The sequence below is a fragment of the Leclercia sp. LTM14 genome, from assembly GCF_023736175.1.
GTDB classification, from domain to species: Bacteria; Pseudomonadota; Gammaproteobacteria; order Enterobacterales; family Enterobacteriaceae; genus Enterobacter; species Enterobacter barmai.
Genome location: NZ_JAIKTT010000007.1, coordinates 175,069 through 192,278, shown reverse-complemented (window position 1 = coordinate 192,278; position 17,210 = coordinate 175,069). Strand labels below are relative to the sequence as shown.

Sequence of the window (17,210 nt, the reverse complement as noted above, 5' to 3'; positions counted from 1 at the left end):
CGGGGTGAGGGCATCAGGCCGCATGGTCCCCATCGCCGGGTGGCGCTGCGCTTACCCGGCCTACAAATACTACGAATACTTCTTCGTGCGCCGGGTGGGCGCGGTATTTGCCGGATCGTCCGGCCAGACATGTTTGGGATAACGCCCTTTCATCTCTTTTTGCACCTCGCGATAGCTCCCGGCCCAGAAAGCACCCAAATCGCGGGTGATCTGCAGCGGGCGCTGGGCCGGTGACAGTAGCTCCAGCACCAGCGGCACCCGCCCCTGCGCAATGGCAGGCGTGGTCGCCTCGCCAAACATCTCCTGCATCCGTACCGCCAGCGCCGGAGGATTATCTTCATGATAACGAATGGCTATCCGGCTGCCGGTCGGCACAGTGTAATGCCCCGGAAGCTCGGTATCCAGACGTTGACGTAACGACCAGTCGGTTAAGTTCTGTAACGCCGCCTTCACATCCAGCGCTTTCAGCGCGCGCAGGGAGTGTACGCCACTCATTTGCGGCAGTAACCAGTTTTCCAGATCTGCCAGCAGCGAGGCATCGTCCACCGCGGGCCAGTCGTACTCCGGCAGCCACTTAGCCGCACAGTGTAAACGGATCCGGAACTGCTCCGCCTCCGGGGTCCAGTTCAGCACGCTGAGCCCTCTGTCGCGGATGCCGTTGAGCATCGCCTGATGCAGCTCCTCTTCCGAGGGCTTCGCCAGCGGTCTGACGTTCACCGTCAGGCGGCCAATCTGCGTGCGCCGCAGCGCCTTCAGGGTGCCCTGCGCCTCATCCCACTCCACGGTGTCGGACTGCTCCACCAGATCGGGGCAAGCACCGATCAGGGCATCGATATCCACGGCCAGGCCCAACAAAATGCGCGCGTCCGGCGACTGGCTGCCCTGCAACAACAGCGGGGCAATCAGCCACTCGTGACGGGTCATGGCGTCGTCGCTCTGCAGCATCGCCCCCATGCCGTTTGCCAGCTGGTAGCGGCCATCCAACCCGCGACGCCGGGCGATGCGGTCGGGAAACGCCTTCGCCAGCAGCGCGGGCACCCGGTCGCTGTCCGGCGCCCCGCCCCGGCTGTTCAGTCGCGAACTCAGCTGCCGGGCGCGCTGCTGCCACTCCGGCTGATTGCGGGAGAAGGCCTGAGCCAGATCGCTGCTGGCCCCGCGCGGCGGCTGTTCAAGGATAGCGGCCAGTTTTGCCGCCGTCGCAATATCATCCTCATCCGACGCGCTGGCCAGCATCGCCGCCAGCCGCGGATCGTTGCCGAGCTTCGCCATCTTCTGACCAAAGGCGGTAAGCTGCTCCCCGGCCAGCGCCCCAAGCTGGGTTAACAAACGACGGGCCGCCGCAAGGTTAGTCGCTGGCGGCAGATCCAGCCAGTTTAACTGCGACGGATCCCGGCAGCCCCACTGCAGCAGCTCCATCAGCAGGCCGCTGAGATCGCTTTGCATGATTTCAGCTGTACCCTGCGCCGCAGCGCGCTCAGCCTGCTCAAACGGCGTGAGATGCAGGCAGATGCCCGGCTCCAGTCGCCCGGCACGCCCGGCGCGCTGGGTCATCGACGCCTGGCTGACGCGCTGGGTCAGCAGGCGGGTCAGGCCGGTGCGAGGGTCGAAATTCGCCACCCGCTCCTGGGCGGAGTCCACCACCAGCCGGATGCCTTCGATGGTCAGGCTGGTTTCGGCGATATTGGTCGCCAGCACCACTTTGCGCTGCCCTGCCGGGGCGGGCAGGATCGCTTTCCGCTGCTCGGCAAGCGACAGCGCGCCATACAGTGGGCAGAGCACCACGTCATCGCCCACGCGACGCGCCAGCTGCTCCTGCACGCGCTGGATCTCAATCACGCCCGGTAAAAACAGCAGCAGCGAGCCCGGCTCCTGACGCAGCAGCTCGGCGGTCGCCACTGCCACCGCCTCGTCAAAGCGCAGCTGGGACGACAGCGACTGATAGCGGCGCTCCACCGGGAAGGTGCGGCCCTCAGAGATAAGGGTCGGCGCGTCCGGCAGCAGGCGCTGGAGCCGCTCGTTATCCAGCGTCGCGGACATGATCAGCAGCTTAAGATCGTCGCGCAGCCCCTGCTGAACGTCCAGCAGCAGCGCCAGGGCAAGATCCGCCTGCAGGCTGCGCTCGTGGAATTCATCGAGGATCACCAGCCCCACGCCGGTCAGCTCGGGATCGTGCTGTAGCATGCGGGTGAGGATCCCTTCGGTGACCACCTCCAGCCGGGTGTTCTCCCCGACGCAGGTTTCGGCCCGCATCCGGTAGCCAACCGTCTCCCCGGGCTTTTCGCCCAGCAGCTCCGCCAGACGCTGCGCCACGTTACGGGCCGCGATCCGGCGCGGTTCAAGCAAGATGATTTTGCCGTTGACCGCCCCCCCGGCCAGAATTTGCAGCGGCAGCCACGTCGACTTCCCCGCGCCGGTTGGCGCGTTCAGCAGAACCTGGGGGGCGTGTTGTAACGCGAGAAGGAGATCGGGAAGGACAGCAGCGACCGGCAACAAGGACACGAATGGCTCCAGAGGGTTAACTTTAGACGGCGTACATTGTAGCATCGCCACAATTCATTACCGAGTACCCCGTATGTCCGAGTCAAAAAGGTTGTTCTTTGCCATTGAAATGCCTGCCCCGATCCAGCGGCAGATCGTCCGCTGGCGCGCCGACCATTTTGCGCCGGAAGCGGGCCGCCCGGTGGCTGCCGCCAACCTGCACCTGACGCTGGCGTTTTTAGGGGATGTCAGCCCTGAAAAGCAGCAGGCGCTGGCGGCGATGGCCGGACGCATCCGCCAGCCGGGATTTACCCTGACTCTGGACGATGCCGGACAGTGGCTGCGCTCCCGCGTAGTGTGGCTGGGAACCCGCCAGCCGCCGCGGGGGCTATTGCAGCTGGCCAACATGCTGCGGGCCCAGGCGGCGCGCAGCGGCTGCTATCAGAGCCCGCAGCCCTTCCATCCGCATATCACGTTACTGCGCGACGCCAGCCATGCCGTCGCCATTCCGCCGCCGGGTTTTCAGTGGACGTTTCCGGTGAAGGAATTTGTCCTCTATGAGAGCCGTTTTGCCGGCGGGCGCACGCGCTATACGCCGCTTCAGCGCTGGACGCTGACCGAATAACAAGGAATCTGCATGCAGTTTACCCCTGCCCTACAACCCGCCACGCTGGTGCAACGCTATAAACGTTTTCTGGCCGACGTGGTGACACCTGAGGGCGTTGCCCTGACGCTGCACTGCCCCAATACCGGGGCAATGACCGGCTGCGCCACGCCTGGCGACACGGTGTGGTACTCCACCTCCACCAATATCAAGCGCAAATACCCGTACACCTGGGAAATAACCCAGACCGCCGACGGAGAATATATTTGCGTAAATACGCTGCGGGCAAACCAGTTGGTCAAAGAAGCGATTAGTCTGGATTTAATTCCTGAGCTGTGCGGCTATAAGACCCTAAAAAGCGAAGTGAAATATGGCAGCGAAAGCAGCAGAATTGACTTTATGTTGCAGGCAGACGATCGCCCCGAGTGCTATATTGAAGTGAAATCAGTGACGTTAGCTGAAAAGGACAATGGCTATTTTCCGGACGCGGTGACGCTGCGAGGGCAGAAGCACCTCCGGGAGCTCATAAGTGTAGCGGCGGCGGGCAAACGCGCCGTGCTGTTGTTTGCGGTTTTACATAGCGCAATTGCACGATTTTCACCTGCCCGCCATATTGACCCTAAGTACGCGCAACTGTTGAATGAGGCACAAAAGCAGGGGGTGGAGGTTTTGGCTTATAAAGCGGAACTTTCTGCCGATAATATGACTCTGAGATCCGCTCTTCCCGTCTCGTTATAAAGGGGGCTGAGCGTTGGCTAATAAGTATTCTGGTCGTGTGCGCAAATACGCTTTTCCTCACAGGCTTGTCAAGTGTTACGTTTAGATAATTGCCATCTGGAAAAGCATCTGCTATTTATAGCGGCCTGATTTTTCCCCCAACACGGGGATCGATAGTGCGTGTTAAGGAGAAGCAACATGCAAGAAGGGCAAAACCGTAAAACATCGTCCCTGAGTATTCTCGCCATCGCTGGGGTGGAGCCGTATCAAGAGAAGCCGGGCGAAGAGTATATGAACGAAGCCCAGCTGTCGCACTTCAAGCGAATTCTTGAAGCATGGCGTAATCAACTCAGGGATGAAGTCGATCGCACCGTTACACATATGCAGGACGAAGCGGCTAACTTCCCGGATCCGGTAGACCGTGCCGCCCAGGAAGAAGAGTTCAGCCTCGAACTGCGTAACCGTGACCGCGAACGCAAACTGATTAAGAAGATTGAGAAGACGCTGAAAAAAGTCGAAGACGAAGATTTCGGCTTCTGCGAGTCCTGCGGTGTCGAAATCGGCATTCGTCGTCTGGAAGCCCGTCCAACAGCCGACCTGTGCATCGACTGCAAAACGCTGGCAGAAATCCGCGAAAAACAGATGGCCGGTTAATTCCAGCTCTGTCATAACGCTATCACAGGCGGGAGTCCTCTCCCGCCTGATTACTTTCTGCGCTGTATAATTATGCCTGCTGACTATATTGGGCGCTTCGCGCCATCCCCTTCTGGCGAACTGCATTTTGGCTCGCTCATTGCCGCGCTTGGCAGCTATCTGCAAGCCCGTTCCCGACAGGGTATCTGGCGTGTGCGAATTGAAGATATCGACCCTCCTCGTGAAGTTCCCGGTGCAGCAGAGACCATTCTGCGTCAGCTGGAACATTACGGCCTGCACTGGGACGGCGACGTGCTGTGGCAGTCCCAACGGCACGACGCCTATCGCGAACGCCTTGCCTGGCTGCACGCCCAGGGCCTCTCGTATTACTGCACCTGTACCCGCGCCCGCATTCAGAGCGTCGGGGGCGTCTATGACGGCCACTGCCGCACGCTGCATCACGGCCCGGAAAACGCGGCGGTGAGAGTGGTGCAGGAGCATCCGGTGACCCGCTTTACCGATCGCCTACAGGGTGAACTCCACGCCAATGCGCGCCTGGCGGGAGAGGATTTTATTATCCACCGGCGGGACGGGCTGTTTGCCTATAACCTGGCGGTCGTGGTGGATGACCATTTCCAGGGGGTGACCGAAATTGTTCGCGGGGCGGATCTGATTGAACCTACCGTGCGGCAGATTTCGCTCTACCAGCTGTTTGGCTGGCCGGTTCCTGACTATATTCATCTGCCGCTGGTGGTGAATGAAAAAGGGATGAAACTCTCGAAACAGAATCATGCCCCCGCATTACCGACCGGCGATCCTCGCCCTGTTCTTATCAATGCTTTACAATTTCTAAACCAGGATGTAACAAATGAGTGGCAGGATCTGCGCACCGACGAATTGCTGGAAAAAGCGGTCTCCCGCTGGTCGCTAAATAGCGTGCCGAAAATCCAGCATTCTCAAATGCGTCTCGCTGAGCTATGATTAGCCGCTATTTTTTGTCCTGAATTCTGAAACACACACTACCGAGGTGTACTATTTTTACCCGAGTCGCTAATTTTTGCCGTAAGGTGCTGAGCCGCGATGAGAGCATGGCGGACGACGTCATTGTTCAAAATACGATGTCGGTTATTCCGCGCGAGCAGCATGCTATTTCCCGCAAAGATATCAGTGAAAACGCCCTGAAGGTCCTTTATCGTCTGAATAAAGCTGGCTATGAGGCGTATCTCGTTGGTGGCGGGGTGCGTGACTTACTGTTAGGCAAAAAGCCAAAAGATTTTGACGTGACCACCAGCGCCACGCCTGAGCAGGTGCGCAAATTATTCCGCAACTGCCGTCTGGTTGGCCGCCGCTTCCGTCTTGCCCACGTCATGTTTGGGCCGGAGATCATCGAAGTGGCCACCTTCCGTGGTCATCACGAAGGCACCCCATCAGACCGTACGACCTCTCAACAGGGTCAGAACGGCATGCTGCTGCGTGACAACATCTTTGGTTCTATCGAAGAAGATGCCCAGCGTCGCGATTTCACCATCAACAGCCTTTATTACAGCGTGGCTGACTTTACCGTCCGCGATTTCGTCGGTGGCGTACCGGATCTGAAAGCCGGCGTGATCCGCCTGATCGGCAACCCGGAGACGCGCTACCGTGAAGATCCGGTGCGTATGCTGCGTGCCGTGCGGTTCGCCGCCAAGCTGGATATGCGCATCAGCCCTGAGACCGCCGAGCCGATCCCGCGTCTGGCGACGCTGATCAACGATGTGCCTCCGGCGCGTCTGTTTGAAGAGGCGCTGAAGCTGCTCCAGGCGGGCCACGGCTTTGCCACCTACCAGCTGCTGCGCGAATACAGCCTGTTCCAGCCCCTGTTCCCGACCATTACGCGCAACTTCACCGAACAAGGTGACAGCGCGATGGAACGCATCATCGACCAGGTGCTGAAGAATACCGATAACCGCATTCAGAACGATATGCGCGTTAATCCGGCGTTCCTCTTTGCGGCGATGTTCTGGTATCCGCTGCTTGAAACGGCGCAGAAGATTGCCCAGGAAAGCGGCCTTGCCTACTACGATGCCTTCGCGCTGGCCGCCAACGACGTGCTCGATGAAGCCTGCCGTTCGCTGGCGATCCCGAAACGCATTACCACGCTGGTGCGTGATATCTGGCAGCTTCAGCTGCGGATGTCCCGTCGTCAGGGTAAACGCGCCTGGAAGTTAATGGAGCATCCAAAATTCCGCGCCGCTTACGATCTGATGGCCCTGCGTGCCGAAGCCGAAAACAACCGCGAGCTGCAGCTTCTGGTGCAGTGGTGGGGTGAATTCCAGGTTTCCGCCCCGCCGGCGCAGAAAGACATGCTCACCGACCTCGATGAAGAGCCAGCCCCGCGTCGTCGTCACCGTCGTCCACGCAAGCGCGCCCCACGTCGCGAAGGCGCGGCATGACGCTTGCGTATATCGCCATCGGCAGCAATCTGGCCTCTCCGCTGGAGCAGGTTAATGCTGCCGTCCAGGCGCTGGGCGACGTCCCGCAGTCCCGCGTTGTCGCCCTCTCCGCCTTTTACCGCACCCCTCCGCTGGGCCCGCAGGATCAGCCCGACTACCTGAACGCTGCCATCGCGCTGGAAACGAACCTTAGCGCCGACGCGCTGCTGGACAACACCCAGCGCATCGAGCTGCAGCAGGGGCGCGTACGTAAGGAAGAGCGCTGGGGACCGCGTACTCTGGATCTCGACATCATGCTGTTTGGCGATGCGGTGATTAACACCGAACGCCTGATTGTGCCGCATTACGACATGAAAAATCGCGGCTTTATGCTCTGGCCGCTGTTTGAAATTGCCCCCGATCTGCTCTTCCCCGACGGTGAAAGCCTCAGCGCCCTGCTGGCGCAGCTGAACGCCGAAAAACTTGCCCGCTGGTAACAGCAAATTTCTGTTGATTAACCACGAAATATTTGTGGTTAATCGGTTGCCTAAAATCATTGTTCCCTCGAATGTTACTGTTAGAATGCGCAAAGATTCGCTTTGGGCTATCAGGAAACAGTATGAAACCAACCACCATCGCCACCTTGCAGAAATGCAAGCAGGACAAGCAGCGCTTCGCCACCATTACGGCCTATGACTACAGCTTCGCAAAACTCTTTGCCGAAGAGGGTATCAACGTCATGCTGGTCGGCGACTCGTTAGGGATGACGGTCCAGGGACATGACTCCACCCTGCCAGTGACGGTAGACGATATTGCTTATCACATCCGGGCGGTGCGCCGCGGGGCACCGGCCTGCCTGCTGCTCGCCGATCTGCCGTTTATGGCCTACGCCACGCCGGAGCAGGCGTTTGAAAGTGCCGCCACCGTGATGCGCGCCGGGGCCAACATGGTCAAAGTGGAAGGCGGCGCCTGGCTGGTTGACACCGTCCGCATGCTGACCGAGCGCGCGGTGCCGGTTTGCGGTCATCTGGGATTAACCCCGCAGTCGGTCAATATCTTTGGCGGCTACAAGGTGCAGGGGCGCGGTGACGCCGCCCAGACGCTGTTTGATGATGCGCTGGCCTTAGAAGCCGCAGGCGCACAGCTGCTGGTGCTGGAGTGCGTACCGGTGGCGCTGGCGAAACGCATCACCGAGGCGCTCTCTATTCCGGTGATCGGCATTGGTGCCGGTAACGTCACTGACGGCCAGATCCTGGTGATGCACGATGCGTTTGGTATTACCGGCGGGCACATCCCGAAATTTGCGAAGAATTTCCTTATCGACGCAGGCGACATGCGCGGCGCAGTCAGGCAGTATATTGCCGACGTTGAATCGGGTGTTTACCCGGGTGAAGAACACAGTTTCCAGTAAGGAGTCTTGTTGTGCTAATCATTGAAACCCTGCCGCTGCTGCGCCAGCATATTCGCCGCCTGCGCCAGGAAGGTAAACGTATCGCGCTGGTGCCTACCATGGGCAACCTGCATGACGGTCATATGAAGCTGGTGGACGAAGCCAAAGCCCGCGCCGATGTGGTGGTGGTGAGTATTTTCGTCAACCCGATGCAGTTTGACCGCGCCGACGACCTGGCCCGCTACCCGCGCACGCTGCAGGAAGATTGCGAGAAGCTGAAAAAGCATCAGGTTGATTTCGTCTTCTCCCCGGCCCCGAATGATGTCTATCCGAAGGGCACCGAAGAGACCACCTTTGTGGATGTGCCGGGCATCTCCACCATGCTCGAAGGGGCCAGCCGACCGGGTCATTTCCGCGGCGTCTCTACCATCGTCAGCAAGCTGTTTAACCTGGTGCAGCCGGATATCGCCTGCTTCGGTGAGAAAGACTTCCAGCAGCTGGCGCTGATCCGCAAGATGGTGGCCGATATGGGCTACGACATCGACATCGTTGGCGTGCCCATCGTGCGCGCCAAAGACGGCCTGGCGCTGAGCTCGCGCAATGGCTATCTGACGCCAGACCAGCGCAAAATCGCGCCGGGCCTGTACAAAGTGATGAGTGCCATGGTCGAAAAGCTGCAGCAGAAAGCGCTCAGCAGCGAAGAGATTATCGCCATTGCCGAACAAGAGCTGAATGAAAAAGGTTTCCGGGCTGATGATATTCAGATCCGCGATGCCGATACGCTGCTGGAACTGTCTGCCACCAGCAAACGCGCGGTGATCCTGGTTGCTGCGTGGCTCGGTCAGGCGCGCCTGATCGACAATACTGTCGTTGAACTGGCTCAGTAACTATTGAGCTGCTAGATAGCTAACGGATTAGTTTCCCTCCCCACTTGCGGGCAAGTGGGTTACGAAGAAGAGTAAAGGTAACATCATGATTCGCAAAATGCTGCAAGGTAAGCTTCACCGTGTGAAGGTCACTCAGGCCGATCTGCACTATGAAGGCTCCTGCGCGATCGATCAGGATTTTCTTGACGCGGCGGGTATTCTTGAAAACGAAGCCATTGATATCTGGAATGTGAGCAACGGCAATCGTTTCTCAACCTATGCTATCGCGGCAGAACGGGGCTCTAAAATCATCTCCGTGAACGGTGCGGCAGCGCACTGTGCCAACGTGGGTGACATCGTCATCATCGCGAGCTTTGTCATGATGTCCGACGAAGAAGCCCGCCGCTGGCAGCCGAAAGTCGCCTACTTCGAAGGCGACAACGAGATGAAACGCACCGCGAAAGCGATCCCTGTCCAGGTTGCCTGATCCTACCCCCGCGGCTGATTGCTGATCAGCCGCGACATGGTCTCTAAAGAATCCGTTCTGAGAACGTATAAGCGCTTCAGTAAGAACGGATTATCTCCCGGTTTCACCTTGCCTTTTACCGTCGTCACCGCCAGGTGGAAACCGGCATCATTCGCCGCTTTCACCGCGATATCGTTGTAGCCGCCAAACGGGTACGAGAGGTAGAGCACGTGCGGGTTAAACTGCGACAGCGCCCGGCGGGAGTGTTTGAAATCCATCAGGATATTGTGATAGCTGCGGCTCAGCAGGATCGGATGGCGATTCGCATCCACCCGGTGCAGGAAATGGGTGTGCGACTGCACGTCAAACACATCCTGGATCTCCCGCAGCTCGGAAATGCTCATAAACTGCAGCGACTTCGGATCCCATTTCAAAGGATGGGCTTTGATCCGCGAGGAGATAATAAACGCCGTGGCGTGAAAGCCGTACTGCCTGAGGATCGGCCAGGCGTAGCGGCTGACCGATTTCAGACCGTCGTCAAAGGTGATCACCACCGCCCGGGCCGGCAGGTTCATCTTATTGCGCACGTAGCCTTCGAGCTGATACAGGGTCAGCGTGGCGTACCCCTGGTCACGTAGCCAGGCCATCTGGTTGTTGAAGGCGCGCACGCTGGTGGTGGTTGAGGTATGGCGGAAACGGGTGTTCTCTTCGTCACGCAGAATATGGTGATAGGTCAGCACCGGCAGGCCGTTATCCTGCTGCGCATCCAGGCTGCTGACCCAGGCCAGGCGGTTGGCGATGCGGATCTGATACCAGGTCTGATTCAGGCGATCTTTGAGCTTGTTGAGGATCGGATAACGTAGATTGTCCGCCAGGGTGCCGAACGGGGCGCTGCCTGCGCTGGGCGCGTTGTAGACCGGAGTATCCTTCCAGGTGATCAAGTTCTGGTTGCTGAGCGGCTTGTTCAGATCGCCAAGGCTATCCTCCACCCGCTGTTTCCCCTGCACCTCGCCCAGATGCCCTTTGTCGATAAAGCCGGTGCCAAAGCCAAAGCGAAACTCATAGTAATCCGCCGACGTAGGAACGACCGCCACGATCTGCCCGGCACGCACGTTGCCCACCGTCACGACGTTGTTGCCCACCTGCGCCCAGATAGCCGCATCTTCGGTGGTTTGCATATAGCGGGCCGGAGCCCCTTGCTGGCTTAACAGACTGGCAGATGCGCCGCCGGAGATCAGCAGCAGAAGCAGGAAAAGGATGCGCGCGGACATAGTTGAAAGTTATTCAGGACGAAAATCGGACGCCATTGTAACAAAAGCGTCAGCAATACCAATGCTTAATATTTCTCCAGCCCGTGGAGCAGGACAAAGGGCGGGTTTTTCTGCTGCTGATGCCACAGGCTGCTGACGTCCGGCGCGCCGCGGGCCACGATGGTGTCGCGAAAGCCGCTGCTGTCGGTCATTTCGCGCAGGGGATACATCATCTCCAGCAGCGGCAAGCTGATGCCGGAGATCACTTCGCAGTTCTCATGTTTGTGGCTCAGTAACGCTGCCGCGCGATACGGCGCCGCGCCGGAGATATCGGTCAGAAAGATCACCCCGTCACCGCTGTCGACCTGATGCTGGGCATCGCACAGCATGCGGCTGAGCATATTGCAGCTGAGGCCGCGCCAGAAATTCACCACCTGGCACTGCGCCAGCGGCCCAAAGCGGACGGCGAGTTGATCCGCCATCTGCTGCGCATGTTCATCATGACACGTTATTACCCAACCCAGCATCGTCACCTCTCATCAGAAAGGGGTAGTTTAGCGGCAGGGAAAAGATTCGGGGGTGACTGTGGTCAATAAAGCAGCCCGGCAGCAGAACGCCGCCGGGCCAGAGGATTAGCTGCGCAGTCCGCGTCCGCGCTGGATCAGGTTCCAGCACAGCAGGTAGAAGGCAACGATAAAGATCACCAGCACGCCAACGGTGGTCGCCAGCGGCACGTCGGAAATCCCGAGGAAGCCAAAGCGGAAGCCGCTGATCATATAGACGATCGGGTTCAGGTGTGACAGCCCCTGCCAGAACGGCGGCAGCAGCGTCAGGGAGTAGAACACCCCGCCGAGATAGGTCAGCGGCGTCAGGACGAAGGTCGGGATCAGGCTGATGTCGTCAAAGGTTTTGGCGAACACCGCGTTCAGCAGGCCCGCCAGCGAGAACAGTACCGCCGTCAGCAGCAGCGTCAGGCCGACAAACAGCCAGGAGTGAACCTGGAACGGCACGAAGAACAGCGAAATAGCCGTGACCAGCACGCCGACGCAAAGCCCGCGCGCCACCCCACCGCCGACGTAACCGGCGATGATAACGTGCGTAGGCACCGGGGCCACCAGCAGCTCCTCAATGTTGCGCTGGAACTTGGCGCTGAAAAATGACGATGCCACGTTGGCGTAAGCGTTGGTGATCACCGCCATCATGATCAGGCCCGGCACGATAAACTGCATGTAGGTGAAGCCGTGCATCTCACCGATCCGCGAGCCGATCAGGTTGCCGAAGATAATAAAGTAGAGGGTCATGGTGATCACCGGCGGCACCAGGGTCTGGATCCAGATGCGCATAAAGCGGTTGATCTCTTTGGCCCAGATACTTTTCAGCGCCACCCAGTAAAGCTGCATCATGCGCGATCTCCTTGTTTCTCATGGACCAGCGAGACGAACAGCTCTTCCAGTCGGTTTGCTTTGTTACGCATACTTAATACCTGAATCCCCTGCTGGCTCAGCTGGCTGAAGACGCTGTTGATCCCCTGCTCGCGCAGCACTTCCACTTCCAGCGTTGAGGTATCCACAAGGCGGTACTGATAGCCTTCCAGCTTCGGCAGCGGGCTTTTCGCCGCCAGATCGAGAATAAAGGTTTCTGATTTCAGCTTGGAGAGCAGCGCTTTCATCGAGGTGTTTTCCACCAGCTCGCCGTGCTGAATGATGCCGATGTTACGACAAAGCATCTCAGCCTCTTCCAGATAGTGGGTGGTGAGGATGATCGTGGTGCCTTTGTCATTCAAATCCTTCAAAAAACCCCACATCGAGCGGCGAAGTTCAATATCCACCCCGGCGGTAGGCTCATCCAGTATCAGCAGTTTAGGCTCATGCATCAGGGCGCGGGCAATCATCAGACGACGCTTCATGCCGCCGGATAACATCCGCGCACGTTCGTTGCACTTTTCCCACAGATCGAGCTGTTTAAGGTATTTTTCGCTGCGCTCGACCGCCTCTTTACGCTCCACGCCGTAGTAGCCCGCCTGGTTCACCACAATCTGCTGAACGGTCTCAAACGGATTGAAGTTAAACTCCTGCGGCACCAGCCCCAGCTGGCGTTTGGCGTTGACCACGTCTTTCTCCAGGTCGTAGCCAAACACGCTTACCCGGCCGGAGGTTTTATTCACCAGCGAGCTGATAATCCCGATGGTGGTCGATTTACCTGCCCCGTTAGGCCCCAGAAGCGCATAAAAATCACCGGCTTCTACTTTGAGATCTATGCCGCGCAGCGCCTGGACGCCCCCCGGATAGGTTTTTTTAAGTTGCTCAAGCTCAAGTGCAATCGCCATGAATTAAACTTACCTATAGTTCTGACACACGTTGTGTGGTTTCATTAAAAGTCGGGTTACCCTATAGTAGCGCAACGCAATCACTCGGTTACAGGCCGTTAGCCTCCATGAATGACATAGATACACTCATCAGCAATAACGCACTATGGTCAAAGATGCTGCTGGAAGAAGATTCCGGATTTTTTGAGAAACTGTCTAAAGCGCAGAAACCCCGCTTTCTCTGGATTGGATGCTCCGACAGCCGCGTGCCGGCTGAACGTCTGACCGGCCTCGAACCTGGCGAACTGTTCGTCCACCGCAACGTTGCAAACCTGGTGATCCACACCGACCTGAACTGCCTGTCGGTGGTGCAGTATGCCGTTGATGTTCTTGAAGTGGAACACATCATTATTTGCGGTCACTACGGCTGCGGCGGCGTCCAGGCGGCGGTTGAAAATACGGAACTGGGTCTTATCGACAACTGGCTGCTGCACATTCGTGATATCTGGTTCAAACATAGCTCACTGCTGGGGCAAATGCCGCAGGAGCGTCGCCTGGATACCCTGTGCGAACTGAACGTGATGGAACAGGTCTACAACCTGGGCCACTCCACTATTATGCGCTCAGCCTGGAAACGCGGGCAGAAAGTGACGATCCACGGCTGGGCCTACGGTATTCATGATGGCCTGTTGCGGGATCTGGACGTGACCGCCACCAACCGGGAAACCCTGGAGCAACGCTACCGTCAGGGCCTGTCCAACCTTACCCAGAAGCACGATAACCACAAATAAAAAAGCCGGGTGGCGGCTTCGCCTTACCCGGCCTACGGTGTTCTCCCTCTCCCCGTGGGAGAGCAATACTTACCTTACTCGTCCAGCAGCACCACTTTGCCGACATACGGCAGATGGCGATAGCGTTGGGCGTAGTCAATGCCGTAACCCACCACGAATTCATCCGGGATTGAGAAACCGACAAACTCCACGGGAACGTTCACCTCACGGCGGGTCGGTTTGTCCAGCAGGGTGCAAATCGCCAGCGATTTAGGGCCACGCAGGCTGAGAATTTCGCGCACTTTTGACAGGGTGTTACCGGAATCGATGATGTCTTCCACGATCAGGACATCTTTACCGCGAATGTCTTCATCCAGGTCTTTGAGAATTTTCACATCACGGGTGGTCGACATGCCGCTGCCATAGCTGGAGGCGGTCATAAAATCGACTTCATGGGATACCTGCACTTCGCGGCAGAGATCGGCCATAAACATGAAGGAACCGCGTAACAGACCCACCAGCACCATTTCGCTGCCGCTGTCTTTGTAGTGTTCGGTGATCTGACGACCGAGTTCGGCGATACGCGCTTTGATCTCCGCTTCCGGGATCATCACTTCAACAGTATGTTTCATTTTACTAACCGTATGATTTTATAACGAATTTCTCAATGCCGATGGATTCGCGTCCGGCATCGCTTCATAAGCCCTGAAGTATACCAGCAAATGAATCCTCCTGGCGCATCAGTTCATAAAAGCCAGATTTGTGATTCCGATCACACTTGTTAAAGCCTATAATTAATTGCTACTAAATAATTAACAAACTTATAGAGTGTCTTTTATGGCGGAAACAAAAATCCAACATTCACGTTTACTCGTGAGGCTAACAGCGCTGTTCGCTGCATTCTGCGGACTGTATCTGTTAATCGGCGGGGTGTGGCTGGTGGCCATTGGTGGCTCCTGGTACTACCCGGTTGCAGGCATCGTCATGCTTGGCGTGACGTTCCTTCTATGGCGCAGTAAACAATCGGCACTGTGGCTCTACGCTGCTCTGCTGCTGGCTACGATGATTTGGGGCGTATGGGAAGTCGGCTTCGACTTCTGGGCCCTGACGCCGCGTAGCGATATTCTGGTCTTCTTCGGTATCTGGCTGATCCTGCCCTTCGTCTGGCGTCGCCTGCTGGTGCGCTCCAGCGGTGCGGTTGCCGCGCTGGTGGTGGCATTGCTGATCACCGGCGGAATGCTGACCTGGGCGGGCTTTAACGATCCGCAGGAGGTGAAAGGTACCCTGAATGCGGATTCAACCCCTGCAGCGGCGATCTCTGAGGTAGCCGATGCCGACTGGCCTGCCTACGGGCGTAACCAGGAAGGTCAGCGCTACTCCCCGCTGAAACAGATTAATGCCGATAACGTGCACAATCTGAAAGAAGCCTGGGTATTCCGTACCGGCGATCTGAAACAAGCGAACGATCCGGGCGAACTGACCAACGAAGTGACCCCGATTAAAGTGGGCAACATGCTCTACCTGTGTACCGCCCACCAGCGTCTGTTTGCGCTTGATGCGGCCACCGGTAAAGAGAAATGGCACTTCGATCCGCAGCTGAAAACAAACAATCAGTTCCAGCACGTGACCTGCCGTGGCGTCTCTTATCACGAAGCACGCGCTGATAACGCCAGCCCGGAAGTTATCGCCGACTGTCCGCGTCGCATCATGCTGCCGGTGAACGACGGTCGTCTGTTTGCCCTTAACGCTGAAACCGGCAAGCTGTGCGAAACCTTTGCCAACAAAGGCGTGCTGAACCTGCAGACCAACATGCCGGATCAGACCCCGGGTCTGTATGAGCCGACTTCCCCGCCGATCATCACCGATAAAACCATCGTGATTGCCGGTTCGGTAACGGATAACTTCTCCGTTCGCGAAACCTCTGGCGTGATCCGCGGCTTTGACGTCAACACCGGTAAGCTGCTGTGGGCCTTCGATCCGGGTGCGAAAGATCCAAACGCTATCCCGTCGGATGAACACACCTTCACCTTCAACTCGCCAAACTCCTGGGCACCTGCTGCCTATGACGCGAAGCTGGACCTGGTTTATCTGCCGATGGGCGTGACCACGCCGGATATCTGGGGTGGCAACCGTACGCCGGAGCAGGAGCGTTACGCCAGCTCTGTCGTGGCCCTGAATGCGACAACCGGGAAACTGGCGTGGAGCTACCAGACCGTTCACCACGATCTGTGGGATATGGACATGCCGTCCCAGCCGACGCTGGCCGACATTACCGTTAACGGTAAAACCGTACCGGTGATCTATGCTCCGGCTAAAACCGGCAACATCTTCGTACTGGACCGTCGTAACGGCGAGCTGGTCGTACCGGCACCGGAAAAACCGGTTCCGCAGGGTGCGGCGAAAGGCGACTACGTCACTAAAACCCAGCCGTTCTCCGATCTGAGCTTCCGTCCGAAGAAAGATCTCAGCGGGGCGGACATGTGGGGCGCCACCATGTTCGACCAGCTGGTGTGCCGCGTAATGTTCCATCAGATGCGCTATGAAGGCATCTTCACCCCGCCGTCCGAGCAGGGTACGCTGGTGTTCCCGGGTAACCTGGGGATGTTCGAATGGGGCGGTATCTCCGTTGACCCGAACCGTCAGGTGGCGATTGCCAACCCGATGGCGCTGCCGTTTGTCTCTAAGCTGATCCCACGCGGCCCGGGCAATCCGATGGAACAGCCGAAAGACGCGCAGGGTACCGGTACAGAATCCGGCATTCAGCCGCAGTATGGCGTGCCGTACGGCGTAACGCTGAACCCGTTCCTGTCTCCGTTTGGCCTGCCGTGTAAACAGCCTGCCTGGGGTTATATTTCAGCGCTGGATCTGAAAACCAACCAGGTCGTCTGGAAAAAACGTATTGGTACGCCACAGGACAGCATGCCGTTCCCGATGCCGATCCCGGTGCCGTTCAATATGGGTATGCCGATGCTGGGTGGCCCAATCTCCACCGCCGGTAACGTGCTGTTCATTGGTGCGACCGCGGATAACTACCTGCGCGCATACAACATGAGCAACGGTGAAAAGCTGTGGCAGGGACGTCTGCCAGCCGGTGGACAGGCCACACCGATGACCTATGAAGTGAATGGCAAGCAGTTCGTTGTCATCTCTGCCGGTGGTCACGGTTCGTTTGGTACGAAGATGGGCGACTACATTGTTGCTTATGCGCTGCCTGACGACGCGAAGTAACTAAAAGCCGGGTGGCGGCTACGCCTTACCCGGCCTACGGTTCGTGCACATCTTGTTTTGTAGGCCCGGTAAGCGTTAGCGCCACCGGGCTT

General features: G+C 58.0%; 17 protein-coding genes. 11 read left to right on the top strand and 6 right to left on the bottom strand.

Annotated elements, in window-relative coordinates; genetic code table 11:
- Window positions 1-69: 69 nt before the first annotated feature.
- Entirely contained in the window at window positions 70-2,499 is a 2,430-nt protein-coding gene (hrpB, locus tag K5I40_RS15575; RefSeq protein WP_223074946.1) for an ATP-dependent helicase HrpB, read from the bottom strand.
- A gap of 73 nt (window positions 2,500-2,572) precedes the next feature.
- Here hrpB and thpR point away from each other — a divergent pair, with 73 nt between their 5' ends.
- The 9 genes from thpR (at window position 2,573) to panD (ending at window position 9,586) form a co-directional block, all read left to right on the top strand.
- Entirely contained in the window at window positions 2,573-3,103 is a 531-nt protein-coding gene (gene thpR / locus K5I40_RS15570; protein WP_138370456.1) for an RNA 2',3'-cyclic phosphodiesterase, read from the top strand.
- Window positions 3,104-3,115: 12 nt separating this feature from the next.
- Window positions 3,116-3,820 carry a DNA/RNA nuclease SfsA gene (gene sfsA, locus K5I40_RS15565; RefSeq protein ID WP_039030329.1) on the top strand — a complete coding sequence of 235 codons (705 nt, stop codon included), beginning with the start codon at window positions 3,116-3,118 and terminating at the stop codon, window positions 3,818-3,820.
- Between the two features lie 177 nt (window positions 3,821-3,997).
- Window positions 3,998-4,453 (top strand): RNA polymerase-binding protein DksA, encoded by a 456-nt coding sequence (gene dksA, locus K5I40_RS15560; protein WP_012016093.1) that lies wholly within the window; start codon window positions 3,998-4,000, stop codon window positions 4,451-4,453.
- Between the two features lie 69 nt (window positions 4,454-4,522).
- Complete coding sequence (gene gluQRS, locus K5I40_RS15555; RefSeq protein WP_375540644.1) at window positions 4,523-5,413, top strand: tRNA glutamyl-Q(34) synthetase GluQRS; 891 nt, start codon at window positions 4,523-4,525, stop codon at window positions 5,411-5,413.
- 53 nt (window positions 5,414-5,466) lie between these two features.
- The gene (gene pcnB / locus K5I40_RS15550) at window positions 5,467-6,864 is read left to right on the top strand and encodes a polynucleotide adenylyltransferase PcnB (protein WP_205735744.1); all 1,398 of its coding nucleotides are present in this window, start codon (window positions 5,467-5,469) and stop codon (window positions 6,862-6,864) included.
- Window positions 6,861-7,340, top strand: coding sequence for a 2-amino-4-hydroxy-6-hydroxymethyldihydropteridine diphosphokinase (folK, locus tag K5I40_RS15545; RefSeq protein WP_223074948.1), 480 nt, complete (start codon window positions 6,861-6,863; stop codon window positions 7,338-7,340). Before pcnB ends, folK begins: the two co-directional genes overlap by 4 nt.
- Before the next feature lie 122 nt (window positions 7,341-7,462).
- Complete coding sequence (gene panB, locus K5I40_RS15540; protein WP_223074949.1) at window positions 7,463-8,254, top strand: 3-methyl-2-oxobutanoate hydroxymethyltransferase; 792 nt, start codon at window positions 7,463-7,465, stop codon at window positions 8,252-8,254.
- Between the two features lie 11 nt (window positions 8,255-8,265).
- The gene (gene panC, locus K5I40_RS15535) at window positions 8,266-9,120 is read left to right on the top strand and encodes a pantoate--beta-alanine ligase (protein ID WP_138370452.1); all 855 of its coding nucleotides are present in this window, start codon (window positions 8,266-8,268) and stop codon (window positions 9,118-9,120) included.
- An 85-nt stretch (window positions 9,121-9,205) separates the two neighbouring features.
- Window positions 9,206-9,586, top strand: coding sequence for an aspartate 1-decarboxylase (gene panD, locus K5I40_RS15530; RefSeq protein ID WP_039030334.1), 381 nt, complete (start codon window positions 9,206-9,208; stop codon window positions 9,584-9,586).
- Between the two features lie 2 nt (window positions 9,587-9,588).
- Here panD and K5I40_RS15525 read toward each other — a convergent pair whose 3' ends face one another.
- The 4 genes from K5I40_RS15525 to K5I40_RS15510 form a co-directional block, all read right to left on the bottom strand.
- Window positions 9,589-10,836 (bottom strand): polysaccharide deacetylase family protein, encoded by a 1,248-nt coding sequence (locus K5I40_RS15525; RefSeq protein WP_223074950.1) that lies wholly within the window; start codon window positions 10,834-10,836, stop codon window positions 9,589-9,591.
- Between the two features lie 65 nt (window positions 10,837-10,901).
- Window positions 10,902-11,342: a PTS sugar transporter subunit IIA gene (locus K5I40_RS15520; protein ID WP_039030336.1), complete on the bottom strand. Its 441-nt coding sequence runs from the start codon at window positions 11,340-11,342 to the stop codon at window positions 10,902-10,904.
- A 105-nt stretch (window positions 11,343-11,447) separates the two neighbouring features.
- Complete coding sequence (locus K5I40_RS15515) at window positions 11,448-12,218, bottom strand: ABC transporter permease (RefSeq protein ID WP_032616576.1); 771 nt, start codon at window positions 12,216-12,218, stop codon at window positions 11,448-11,450.
- Window positions 12,215-13,141, bottom strand: coding sequence for an ABC transporter ATP-binding protein (locus K5I40_RS15510; protein WP_223074951.1), 927 nt, complete (start codon window positions 13,139-13,141; stop codon window positions 12,215-12,217). Before K5I40_RS15510 ends, K5I40_RS15515 begins: the two co-directional genes overlap by 4 nt.
- Before the next feature lie 107 nt (window positions 13,142-13,248).
- Between K5I40_RS15510 and can the strand changes: the two genes are divergently transcribed.
- Window positions 13,249-13,911 (top strand): carbonate dehydratase, encoded by a 663-nt coding sequence (gene can / locus K5I40_RS15505; RefSeq protein WP_039030338.1) that lies wholly within the window; start codon window positions 13,249-13,251, stop codon window positions 13,909-13,911.
- A gap of 74 nt (window positions 13,912-13,985) precedes the next feature.
- On the opposite strand, the gene hpt is transcribed toward can, so the two are convergent.
- The gene (hpt, locus tag K5I40_RS15500) at window positions 13,986-14,522 is read right to left on the bottom strand and encodes a hypoxanthine phosphoribosyltransferase (RefSeq protein ID WP_138370449.1); all 537 of its coding nucleotides are present in this window, start codon (window positions 14,520-14,522) and stop codon (window positions 13,986-13,988) included.
- A 205-nt stretch (window positions 14,523-14,727) separates the two neighbouring features.
- Between hpt and K5I40_RS15495 the strand changes: the two genes are divergently transcribed.
- The gene (locus tag K5I40_RS15495; protein WP_138370448.1) at window positions 14,728-17,118 is read left to right on the top strand and encodes a glucose/quinate/shikimate family membrane-bound PQQ-dependent dehydrogenase; all 2,391 of its coding nucleotides are present in this window, start codon (window positions 14,728-14,730) and stop codon (window positions 17,116-17,118) included.
- Window positions 17,119-17,210: the final 92 nt, after the last annotated feature.

What these genes read in the sequence shown, in the direction of transcription:
- thpR (WP_138370456.1), top strand. Translation starts at nt 2,573, where the DNA reads ATGTCCGAGTCAAAAAGGTTGTTCTTTGCCATTGAAATGCCTGCCCCG.
- sfsA (WP_039030329.1), top strand. Translation starts at nt 3,116, where the DNA reads ATGCAGTTTACCCCTGCCCTACAACCCGCCACGCTGGTGCAACGCTAT.
- dksA (WP_012016093.1), top strand. Translation starts at nt 3,998, where the DNA reads ATGCAAGAAGGGCAAAACCGTAAAACATCGTCCCTGAGTATTCTCGCC.
- folK (WP_223074948.1), top strand. Translation starts at nt 6,861, where the DNA reads ATGACGCTTGCGTATATCGCCATCGGCAGCAATCTGGCCTCTCCGCTG.
- panB (WP_223074949.1), top strand. Translation starts at nt 7,463, where the DNA reads ATGAAACCAACCACCATCGCCACCTTGCAGAAATGCAAGCAGGACAAG.
- panD (WP_039030334.1), top strand. Translation starts at nt 9,206, where the DNA reads ATGATTCGCAAAATGCTGCAAGGTAAGCTTCACCGTGTGAAGGTCACT.
- K5I40_RS15525 (WP_223074950.1), bottom strand. Translation starts at nt 10,836, where the DNA reads ATGTCCGCGCGCATCCTTTTCCTGCTTCTGCTGCTGATCTCCGGCGGC.
- K5I40_RS15520 (WP_039030336.1), bottom strand. Translation starts at nt 11,342, where the DNA reads ATGCTGGGTTGGGTAATAACGTGTCATGATGAACATGCGCAGCAGATG.
- K5I40_RS15515 (WP_032616576.1), bottom strand. Translation starts at nt 12,218, where the DNA reads ATGATGCAGCTTTACTGGGTGGCGCTGAAAAGTATCTGGGCCAAAGAG.
- K5I40_RS15510 (WP_223074951.1), bottom strand. Translation starts at nt 13,141, where the DNA reads ATGGCGATTGCACTTGAGCTTGAGCAACTTAAAAAAACCTATCCGGGG.
- can (WP_039030338.1), top strand. Translation starts at nt 13,249, where the DNA reads ATGAATGACATAGATACACTCATCAGCAATAACGCACTATGGTCAAAG.
- hpt (WP_138370449.1), bottom strand. Translation starts at nt 14,522, where the DNA reads ATGAAACATACTGTTGAAGTGATGATCCCGGAAGCGGAGATCAAAGCG.
- K5I40_RS15495 (WP_138370448.1), top strand. Translation starts at nt 14,728, where the DNA reads ATGGCGGAAACAAAAATCCAACATTCACGTTTACTCGTGAGGCTAACA.